Source organism: Limnohabitans sp. (genome assembly GCF_031539175.1).
GTDB lineage: Bacteria > Pseudomonadota > Gammaproteobacteria > Burkholderiales > Burkholderiaceae_C > Limnohabitans.
This window is the reverse complement of sequence record NZ_JAVKLQ010000063.1, coordinates 1-5,580: the sequence shown is the minus strand read 5'-3', so window position 1 is coordinate 5,580 and position 5,580 is coordinate 1. Positions and strand designations below refer to the sequence as shown.

Sequence of the window (5,580 nt, the reverse complement as noted above, 5' to 3'; positions counted from 1 at the left end):
TCTCAGCTTCAGCTGGTTGAGGTCGTTGACCTGCAGGCCATCTCCACGGCCACAGTTGCGAACATCTCCAGCACTCAGCTCAACGCATTGAGCTCCACGCAACTCCAGAAGTTCACCTCCTCTCAGGTCCAAGCCCTCACCAGTTCACAACTCAACGCTCTCAGCTCCACGCAGCTCACAGGACTTGACGTCAAAGAAATGGCCGCATTGAGCACGGGGCAAGTACAAAATCTCTCGAGCACGCAACTGAACTTATTGAATCCCGCACAACTGGGTGCATTAACGAGTAACCAAGTACAGGCCATCACATCAACCAAATTGAACGAGTTGACAACCACTCAAACACAAGCTGTTCCACTGAGCGTCTTGCGAGCATTGAGTACATCTCAACTCAATGCATTGAGTTCTACGAAATTAGAAGCGTTGACAACAGAACAAATCAACCAACTCTCCGCAGAGCAGTTGCAATCGCTGTCAAGTACCCAATTGAACAACTTGACAACATCGCAATTGGCCAGCTTGGTTGGCAGCAAAATGCAAAGCTTGAGCACAACGCAACTCAATGCATTGAGTTCAACTTCTCTGCAAGCTTTGAGTGCTTTAGCGATCAAAGGATTGAGTTCTGATCAAATCACAGGGTTCACAAGCACTCAGTTGAACAAGTTGTCGACCGCGCAAATGGCCGCCCTGAACGCATCACAAGCCAAAGCCTTAACGAGTACGCAGGTTAACGGCTTGACCAGCTCTCTGATTCAAGCCCTAGGCACCGCCAATATTCAACAAATTTCGGTGGGGTTGATGGCTAATGTTTCCAGCGCTCAGCTGAATGCTTTGACCACGGCACAAGTGGTTGCTTTGACATCCGATCAAGTGGGGGCTTTGAGCAGCACGCAGCTCAATAACCTAGACACAACACACCTTCAATCGATTGAGAAATTGGACATCAAATCCATTTCCACAACGAAATTGAATGCGCTGTCATCGACCAATCTGCAAGCACTGACTAGCGATCAAGTTACAGCATTGACATTGGATCAAGTGAAGAACTTGACCACTGCACAGCTGTCCAAATTGACCACGACACAAACCACTGCGTTGACTAAACAACAAGAAGCTGTCTTAACGCAAGCCCAAAAAGACAGTCTGGCTTGATCAGCCTGTGATGAATCTAAGCCAAGGCCAAGAGCGCTTTCCACTGCGTCTCTAGGCTTTGGGTAAGGGTAATGGCCTGTTGAGGTGGGCGAGCCCAATATCTCTGCAAAATGCGTTGATAACGGGCACGCAAGCGTTTACTTTTTGCCAGACGAATCGCCTGTTTCTCATAAGCTGTATGACTGCTGGTAATTAAGTCATCCAAGCCAACTTGTTTTAACAAGCTAGCAGCCATGCGAGACACTGTCGTTTGACCGCTAAAAGTAACCATGGGCAAGCCACACTCAAGCACATCGCGGGCCGTAGATCCGGCGTTATAGGGATGAGTGTCCAAGTACAGATCCGCCAGCTTTAAACGCGCACGGTACTCATCAAACCCAGTGCGTACGGCAAAGATCAATCGACTATCACAAACACCATGCCGACGCGCCTCGTTTTTGAGCTGCTGAGTGGCCGAAGCGTTGTCGTCAAGCAGCCACAACACTGCTTCATCGACACGTAAAAGCACGTGCATCCAAACACTGAATTGCGCTGGGTTAATTTTGTAGACGTTATTGAAATTGACCAACACCACCGCGTTTTCAGGTAAACCCTCGCTCGCACGACTCACATGCAGTTCAGGCACGGCACTGGCACGGCACAGTGGAAGAAATCCACCTTCAACAAACAGCGGCTTCTCACTGTAAAAAGGTTTGAGGACATCGCGCCATACGTAGCGATCGGTAACCACGAAGTCGATCCAAGGCATCGCTGTGCTGCCCATAAAACCCAAATAGCTGCCTTGCAAAGGCGCAGGACGTAAAGCAAACAGCCCCGGACGTGCACCAGCACTCAATCCATGCATGTCAATCAACACATCGATCTCAAAGTTTGCAATCACCTGCGCAGCATCTTGATCTGTCATCTCATGCAAATGCACCACGTGGTCAAAGGCTTGCAGTAGCCGTCTACGCACTGAAGAGCCATCTTCTGGCGAATAATCGAAAGCGTAAATTTCAAAACCTTGCCTGTCATGCGCCTCAATCACATCGGGCAACAACAGCCCCACAGCGTGCGCGCATAAATCACCCGACACATAACCCACACGCACCTTGTCATGCCGATAGGGGCCGCCCATAGACGCTCGCTTTTCTGCAAAAGCATACTTACGCTTGACCAAAGCCTGAGAGGCCAACCATTGCAACGCTGGTTCATCTTGCAAAGCCAACATGGCCAAAGGAGATGTATAGGCCAGTTGCTCATTCAGAGACATCTCAGGAATGTCTTGATACACGGGCCACTTACATTGTTTTGCCCTTAAAAAAATCAGATGCTGAATTACATCCGGTTGTTTTGGCTTCAGGCGAAGACTTTGCATTAAAGCTTGCTCTGCCTTGTCAAATTGCTTGTTGAGCTCTTGCACTCGGCCCATGTGATTGAGTGTCACGACGAGATGCTCAGGACTGGCAGACTGAACCAAAAGCTCTGAGGCCACCACGCCTCCCCATTGTTCAAGTGCAGCGGTGTATTCTTTTTGACGCTCTAGCAACAAACCTAAATTGATGCGTGCCTGAACGAAATCACTGCGCAGCGCCAAACTTGAGCGATATGCCTCTTGCGCGCCCAAAGAATCTCGCTGCTCGGCCAACAAGACGCCCAAGTTGAACCAAGCCACGTATTTGTCTAAGCTCTCAGTGTCTGCAAGCCAATCTCGATAACAAGTAATGGCCTTCAATCTCTCACCTGCTTTCAGCATGCCTTCTACCGCGCCAATCAATTGCGTCAAGTTATACGTTGGCAGCGCTTGGGCAACAGCGGAAGGTAAATCGACTACGGAAATAGAAAGAGGCATAGACAAAGCGGCAATGTGCGCACAAGCAAGTGGCAACTCTTTGCCACTTTGACACCCGTACACATAACGACATCAGCTCAAGCGATTTTTATGCCAGTTGATATGCTATTTGTCGGATCATCCAAGAACCTTATTGCATCTGGCTTGGTTATTGCTTTGAAAAGTCATTCTTTATGCAGACCGTCAAATTATCGTCAGAGGACTCGAAAAAATGAGTACAAAAGCACCGAAAAAAGCCAAGCCAGTCCAAACCAAACTGGACCAAGCCGTGGCGCTTCAGCAATCGGGCGATGTGAGCGCTGCCAAAACCATTTTTTTACAAGCTCTAAAAGCTGATGTCAAAAATCCCGTCGCCTTATATTCGCTTGCAGCCATTGAATGCGGCCACAGCAATTTCAACCAAGCGCTAACTTATATCGAGCCGGTGTTGCTGAGTCACCCACAATTTCCACAAGCTCATTTGGCGCATTCGGTGATTTTGTTCAACCTTAACGAAATGGCTGGCGCATTAACGTCTGTCCTCAAAGCCATAGAGCTCGACCCAACGCTCCCCACAGCCCAATCACATTTACAAACCGTTCAAACCGTGATGGAGTCGGCCAACACAACCAAACCACAAGGCTCTGCAGAAGCTCTTGGTCTCAACACACAAGGCATCGCCTTGCAGAGTGAAGGCAAACACGGCGAGGCACTTGCACTGTTTGAGCAGGCTTTGGCCTATTCACCCAATAATTTCATGTCGCTTTACTCCATGGGGGTTTCTCAATCTGCCCTGGGACTAACACTGCAAGCCAAGGAATGCTTTGAGCAAGCCATCACCGCAGCGCCTCATATGGCCATTGGCTATTTTGCAAAAGCCAAAACTTTGCATGACTTAGGTCTGGCAGAAGCGGCCATTGCGGCCTATGACGAAGCTATTCAAGCAGACCCCAACTACATGGAGGCTTACACCAACAAAGCCGCTTTGTTACAAGCCATCAACCGACACCATGACGGTTTGCTGACCTTGGTAGCCGCCACAGACATTGACCCTAACCATGTGCGCTCACTGGAAGGACAAGGCTTGATCTTGGGTCAATACAAACAATATGGCATGGCCATTCAAGCGTTTCAACGCGCCTTGCAAGCCGACCCTGACTATATTTTTGGCGAAGGCCATTTGATCAGCGCGCGCATGAGCAACTGCGACTGGACTGACTTTGAAGCCAAACGTGAACTCATTTTTGAAGGCATCCGTGCCGGCAAAAAAATGTGCGGACCTTTGACCATCATGTCTCTCACCGACGATGCTGAATTAGCCCGCCAATGTATTGAGATTTATGCAGCCGACAAATACGGCCCATCCATGTTCACGTTGTGGAACGGCGAAAAATACCAGCACCGTCGCAAACGTGTGGCCTTTATTTCTGCCGACTTCCGAACGCACCCAGTGGGCTACCTGATGATTGGTATGTTAGAAAAATTTGATAAATCAAAATTCGAGATTACCGGCGTATTTACGGGTACCCCCGATGCCAGCGACTTATGGAAACGCTACCGATGCGCCTTTGACCACTATTTAGACGTGCAAGACAAACCAAGCCTCGAAGTGGCCAAACTGCTGCGCGCCATGGAAATTGACATCGTCATTGACCTGTCGGGCCACACTGAAGGCACGCGCCTAGAAATTTTGTCGCACCGCCCTGCTCCTGTGCAAATGACGTATTTGGGTTTTCCTGGAACCTTGGGATTGCCCTTCATCGACTATTTGATCACCGACCCCGTGACCGTGCCGCCCGACATGCAGCAGCACTACCGCGAAAAGATTTTGTACTTGCCGCACTGCTATTTGCCGCGCGACGATTCGGTGGTCCCCGCCGACAAAGTGCCCACCAAAGCCGAATGTGGTTTGCCTGAAGAAGGTGTGGTGTTTTGCAGCTTTAACCATGACTACAAAATCAACCCACCGATGTTTAAAGTGTGGATGGACTTGCTAAAAGCCGTGCCCGGCAGCGTGCTGTGGCTGATGAAACTCAACGACGGTGCTCACGCAAACCTAACGCAATCAGCGATTGACCAAGGCGTTGACCCGAACCGGTTGGTTTACGCCACCCGAGTGCCGTCCATTGAAGACCACTTGGCTCGCTACAAACTGGCCGATGTGTGCCTGGACACCTTCCCCTACAACGGCCACACCACGACCAGCGACGCGTTGCTAGCTGGCGTGCCAGTGGTGACGCTGATGGGGAGTAGTTTTGCTTCACGTGTGGCAGCAAGTTTGCTGCATGACGTGGGATTGCCGGAGTTGGCCTGCTACAGCTATCAGGAATACCAAAATAAAGCTTTGCAGATGGCGACGGATGCGGCTATTCGGACGCATTACAAGGGGCAATTGAAGCAGTGTATGGACTCACAAAGTTGGCCGCCTACACCGAAACAACAGTCTGTGGCATTGAATCAACTCCTACAACAAATTTAACAAAGGCGGATTCAAGGACGAAGTGCAACAAAGATGAACTGGTTATAGGTGGCTGAGGATGCGAGAGCATCATGGCCGCTTTAACCGCCAAATCGAAATTGCCCAATGTACAAGCACCTCAGCCGAGAAGAACGATACC

The 5,580-nt window shown here is 49.9% G+C and carries 2 protein-coding genes and 1 pseudogene; 2 read left to right on the top strand and 1 reads right to left on the bottom strand.

Annotated elements, in window-relative coordinates; all coding sequences use genetic code 11:
* A pseudogene (locus RMS95_RS11540) lies at nucleotides 1–1,152 on the top strand (hypothetical protein); the annotation flags it as partial.
* A 16-nt stretch (nucleotides 1,153–1,168) separates the two neighbouring features.
* Here the strand turns inward: RMS95_RS11540 and RMS95_RS11535 are convergent.
* On the bottom strand, nucleotides 1,169–2,983 hold the full coding sequence (locus RMS95_RS11535) for an acetylglucosamine transferase (RefSeq protein ID WP_310646314.1): 1,815 nt from the start codon (nucleotides 2,981–2,983) through the stop codon (nucleotides 1,169–1,171).
* A 211-nt stretch (nucleotides 2,984–3,194) separates the two neighbouring features.
* On the opposite strand from RMS95_RS11535, the gene RMS95_RS11530 reads away from it, so the two are divergent.
* Nucleotides 3,195–5,441 (top strand): tetratricopeptide repeat protein, encoded by a 2,247-nt coding sequence (locus RMS95_RS11530; protein ID WP_310646312.1) that lies wholly within the window; start codon nucleotides 3,195–3,197, stop codon nucleotides 5,439–5,441.
* The last annotated feature ends 139 nt before the right edge of the window (nucleotides 5,442–5,580 follow it).